Genomic DNA, 5,502 nt, shown 5'->3' with positions numbered 1-5,502 from the left:
ATTTTATTTGATTTTGACGGTCCCGTTAAGTATAGGTGTAGGATTGTTAGAAAAACACATGGCTCGAAGTAATTAAGGAGGTGCTGAGATGGATTTTCTAGCACCGTTCGTTGAAGTATATACCTTGGACCATTTTAAATTTTTGCTGGACGGATTTTGGGTCACTTTAAAAGTAGCAGCCATTTCGATTGTGCTCAGCTTTCTGTTTGGTGGTCTCATTGGCACGCTCCGATATGCGCGCATTACCTTTGTTTCTAAATTATTGGCCCTGGTTGTCGAGACGATTAGGAATCTTCCCTTGCTGCTCATTATTTTCTTTACTTATTTTGCTTTACCCGAAATCGGGATTGAAATGGAAGTAACCACTGCGGCGATTGCCGCTTTGACGGTATTTGAATCCGCAATGTTATCAGAGATTATCCGAGGCGGCCTAAATTCGATTGAAAAAGGTCAAATTGAGGCAGGACGGTCGTCTGGATTGACCTACATCCAGACATTACGTTATATCATCATTCCACAGGCACTGAGAAGAATGGTTCCTCCAATCGTCAGTCAATTTATTTCACTACTCAAAGATACATCGTTAGCTGTCGTCATTGCCTTGCCAGATTTATTGCACAATGGACAAATTATATATGCACAAAAAGGATCGTTTGTGATCCCTGTTTTTATCATCATGGCGCTCATGTACTTTATCGTGAATTATGCCTTGTCACTGGTTGCCCGAAGGTTAGAAGAAAAGCAGACGTAAGATATCTGGCTCAGCGATAGGGCCGTTTTTTTTTACATTTTTATATAAAAACGCGAAATTTGTCGTGTGATTTAGGTACTATTTATTCGCAAACTATTATTGTATAATTCTTCTAGTAGAGATAATATTTTCTATAAATCTAGTAAAAAAGAGGTGCATGAATTGAAGAAAAAAACACTTTTGTCTTTACCAGTTTCCGCCTTTCTGTTAGCATCAACAATTTTCACAGGAACAGGGCAGGCAGCTGCACAATCAGGACCTACTAAGGTCGTAACTGGTGAAAATCAGCTTATCTCTAGTAAAATCCTTAGAAAAAGCCAAATGAAAGAAGTAAAAACAGAGAATAAAAAGGTTTCTATTAACAGGAAGACACAAAATAACTTAGTAACAGAGATCAAGGAAAAATTGAATAATGAAGAATCACAAAGTAAGAATCATTATCAAACAGGCGAATTAATCATTAAATATAAGAAAAAAGTGACTTCTGGAGAAATTAGTACACTTCAAAAGAAATTTTCATTAAAATCGACGAAGAAATTAAAATCTTTAAATGCAGAGGTTGTTAAAATTCCTGCTGGTCAAAGTACGAGTGAATACATAAGTTCACTAAAAAAAGATTCAACAATCGAATCGGTTCAACCTAACTACAAATATAATCCTTCCGATATCAACAACACTCCTAACTATTATGATAAATTATGGGGCTTAGACAATAAAGGACAAGCTATCAAAGAGATTAATGGATTAGCAGATAAAGATGTAGATGCACCAGAAGGATGGGACAAATTTAGTTCAACCGTGCCAGAAGTGGTTGTCGGTGTCATTGATACGGGCGTTGATATCAATCACCCTGATTTAGAGGGGAAAATTTGGACCAACACAAAAGAAATACCTGGCAATAATATCGACGATGACCACAACGGTTATATTGACGATATCCATGGATGGGATTTTTATAATGATGATAACACCGTTTATGATGCACTAGAAGGGGATGAGCACGGTACACATGTCTCAGGAACCATTGCTGCGGCCTCAGAAGGAGCAAATATAAGTGAAAATAAAGGTGTCATCGGTGTGGCCCCAAATGTGAAAATTTTACCGATAAAATTTTTAGGTCCTGATGGGGGAACAACAGCTGATGCCATCGAGGCCATTGCGTATGCAAAATCGATGGGAGTAAAAATAACGAATAACAGTTGGGGCGGAGAAGAATATGACCCCTTACTAGAAGAAGCCATCGCAAATAGTGGTAGTTTATTTGTAGCCGCTGCCGGAAATGATGGAATGGATAATGATGAGGGCGGAGCTTATCCTGCTAGTTTTGAAAGTGCAAATATATTAGCAGTTGCTGCAGTTGATAACAAGGGTAAACTAGCACCATTCTCCAATTATGGCTACAATGCTGTTGATGTGGCTGCACCTGGTGTGGACATTTTAAGTACCGTTCCTAAATTCCCACTGGATGAGTTGACAAAAGCATTGAATATTGACAAGCCAGGAGCATCAGCACAAACCACTGGGGACAATTACAAAGCGATTTTTGATGGCATTGGGTATGAAAAAATTTCCGAGACACAAAGGCAAGACGCTTTTGACAAAGCATTAAGTTATTTAGAATTGATTGATCCGTCTAGTAACATTCTGCTTGTCCAAGATGATGAAAGTGATCTTGCAGACTTATTTAAGGACGAGCCTGATCTGCGTGCCCTATTTAAAAACTATTTGCCAATTTATCAAAAACTATTGGCTAATCATTCTTTAGTAAAAACGGTTACGCTTAGTTCCGATTCATCTCTATCTGATAACCTGAATAGTAGTGACTTATCATCCTACGATGGGGTCATTTGGTTTACAGGAAATGGTCTTGGCTTTTTTTCTGAGGAAGGAACAACATTAACCACTAAAGATACCGATCTATTAAAAACTTACCTTACTGGTGGGGGGAAATTGTTGGTATCTGGACAGAATGCACTATCTGGCCAAGAGAAATCACCACTTGTTAAGGATTATTTACATTTAAATGTTTTTACTGATATGGGACCTGGTTTGGATGTAGAAGGTCTATCTGGTGGAATCTATGAAAATAGTAAATATGATGTGGATCGATTTGATACACCTTTCTATTTTGCTGATTATGTAACTTCCAATGATCCAAAGACGATCATAAATTTTAAGTATGTTTCTGATTATTCACAGGCATATGATTACTATAGCGGAACGTCTATGGCAACCCCTCATACAACAGGGGTAGCTGCTACTTTACTAGGATTACGTCCAAACATGTCTCCTGAAATGCTAAAGTTGTATACAAGCACAAAGGGAAAGAGCCAAGAGTCACTAAAAGGTCTAGTTAACAGTGGAAAACTTGTGAGCACATTGAATCTAGATAACTTTGATGATAATGAAACTCCAGGACTTCCGTTAGAAAAAAGTGTATTAAATGACAGTTTGGAAGCTACTACAGATAAAAACGATGTTTTTGCCTTTTCCTTAAAAGAGGGTGAAGCAATATCCCTATCTCTGAATGGCGTTTCAGGTACTGACTTTGATTTGTATGTTTATGACGGTTCAACAACGAGTATAAATAATACGAGTGGAATGATTGCTTTTTCTGAGAATGAAAATACATCTAATGAATCGATTAAGTTTACTGCTCCTAGAACAGGCATTTATTATGTTAATGTCTATGCCTACAAAGGTGCAGGCAACTACAAGCTATTCACTGGTAATTTTGGAGGATCGTATGAGGATAATTCAAACTCCATGACTTTCTTAGGAGAATGGATGCCAGCATTTAATCCAGAGTATTCTGGGGAATCGGCAATGGCCCTTAATTCAAAAGGAGAAGTAAGCTTTTCTTTTGTTGGCTACAGCTTTGAGTGGCAGGGGTTTAAAGATCCTACACAAGGAATTGCCGATATTTATATCGACGGCATCAAAATTGCATCTCCATCTCTGTATGCGAGTACATTTAAAGCAAAACAAACGATCTTTAAAAAGGAATATACATCTTATGGCAGACACACGGTAAAAATTGTCTGGACCGGAAATAGTGATCCTGCTTCGAGAAAAAGTGCTTCTGGGATCAATCTTGATAAATTAATCGTAAGTAGTAATCCTGTGACATTAAATGCCTACTATGATAAGGACAAGAAATCTCCTGTTATTACATGGGCAGCTGTATCATGGGCGGAATCCTACAGCATTTATCGCAAAGAGTCCTCAAAAGCAGACTATGTACAAATTAATACAAACCCGATAACTACCGCAAGTTATACGGATACTACTGCAGTGCCAGGAAAATCCTATTCCTACTCGGTCGTCATTAATACAAAAGAGAAAATGGAGACCCCATTTTCAGGAGCTGCCACTTTTGTTTATGATGATGATATAAAAGGAAGTTTACCATTGGCAGGGACCGTGAAGGGAAGCCTGAATCCTAACACCAAAGACGTATATGACGTTTGGTCTAAACGCTTGGATCAGGGCAAAACCTATGAAATTACTTTAGCGGGACCTTCAGGTACCAATTTTGATCTTTCGTTATTTAATATGGGCACATCTACTATTTATGGTACATCTGCCTTGAAAAAATCAAATGGTACAGCATCAGTTGAAAAGATCGTCTTTAAACCAGGGAAATCGGGACTGTATTATATCGTTCCCGCTGCTGTTAAAGGGTCAGGGCAATACAGTATAACAGTTTCGGTCCAAACGACAAAATTAGTTGAAAATACAGATTCAACGATTAAATATTCTGGCTCTTGGTCGAAGCTGAACTATTCCAGCGCTTCCGGACGCAGTCTAAATCAAACCAAAGGAAGTTCTGGATCCCTTGAATACTCATTTACTGGAACTGGAATCACACTTTATGCGCTAAAATATAAGAATATGGGAAAAGCTGATATTTATATTGACGGAGTAAAAGTAAAGCAAATCGACCTGTACTCCGCTACCCACAAGTACAAAGCAAATGTTTTTGAAACGCAAAGTCTCGCCAATAAGGCACACAAAATAAAGATTGTCGCTACTGGCAAGAAGACTAAAGCCGCAAAAGGTGCATATATAAATATCGATGCGCTAAAAGTAACGCAGTTTACATTAGTTAAATAATAAAACAAAAATCCTGAGGGCCATATAGAAGGCATCAGGATTTTTGTTGTGTAGTGATCTTTTCTTGTGTAAAAACAGTTGAAATCTAAAAATCGGGCTCAGAATTAGGCCGGATTATTTTACTTCGATTGGAAAAAATAAAATGGAGTAAAGTTATACTTTGAAAATAGAGGAATTAAACGACTTACTCCCTTAATGAGCGAATTTAGGGGTTCAATGAGCGAATTTTCGTCCCTAATGAGCGGATCTGGTGGTTCAATGAGCGAATTTAAAATGAGAAATATTCAAAAAGAAAAGAAGGTAAGTTTCACCTTCTTCATTCATGGGTATATTTAGATTTAGCTTCGCTGTATCGTAGAGGTTGAGAAGTTTTTTACCATCTTTTGTAAGTTTCGATGACCTTCTCTTAATTTTATTGTTTCTTCGATAATTTTTTGGAAGCCTTCCAAATCCCGATCAGTTGCATTTAATAAGGACTTGGGTAGACCTTCGACGATTTGTTGTAGGGTTAATTCCATATTCAAGCAAAATGACCACCTTTCAACTTATTCGTTAGACATCCGTTTCGTCTTCTTTACTATTTTTGTAACAAGAGGTATTTTTCCTGCTAACACGGTAAAAAACTTATCTACAAT

The 5,502-nt window shown here is 37.6% G+C and carries 3 protein-coding genes; 2 read left to right on the top strand and 1 reads right to left on the bottom strand.

Going from position 1 to position 5,502, the window contains the following annotated elements; all coding sequences use genetic code 11:
• The first annotated feature begins 88 nt into the window (after nt 1–88).
• Complete coding sequence (locus V7659_RS30795) at nt 89–751, top strand: amino acid ABC transporter permease (protein WP_335543802.1); 663 nt, start codon at nt 89–91, stop codon at nt 749–751.
• A 162-nt stretch (nt 752–913) separates the two neighbouring features.
• Nucleotides 914–4,867 carry a S8 family serine peptidase gene (locus V7659_RS30790; RefSeq protein ID WP_335543801.1) on the top strand — a complete coding sequence of 1,318 codons (3,954 nt, stop codon included), beginning with the start codon at nt 914–916 and terminating at the stop codon, nt 4,865–4,867.
• A gap of 338 nt (nt 4,868–5,205) precedes the next feature.
• Here the strand turns inward: V7659_RS30790 and V7659_RS30785 are convergent, their stop codons facing one another.
• Nucleotides 5,206–5,391, bottom strand: coding sequence for a hypothetical protein (locus V7659_RS30785; RefSeq protein WP_026565153.1), 186 nt, complete (start codon nt 5,389–5,391; stop codon nt 5,206–5,208).
• Between the last annotated feature and the right edge of the window lie 111 nt (nt 5,392–5,502).

The organism is Neobacillus drentensis, assembly GCF_036966985.1.
Classification (GTDB): domain Bacteria; phylum Bacillota; class Bacilli; order Bacillales; family Cytobacillaceae; genus Neobacillus; species Neobacillus drentensis_E.
The sequence above is the reverse complement of the archived record's forward strand: the minus strand, read 5'-3'. Positions and strand labels throughout refer to the sequence as shown.

What these genes read in the sequence shown, in the direction of transcription:
- V7659_RS30795 (WP_335543802.1), top strand. Translation starts at nt 89, where the DNA reads ATGGATTTTCTAGCACCGTTCGTTGAAGTATATACCTTGGACCATTTT.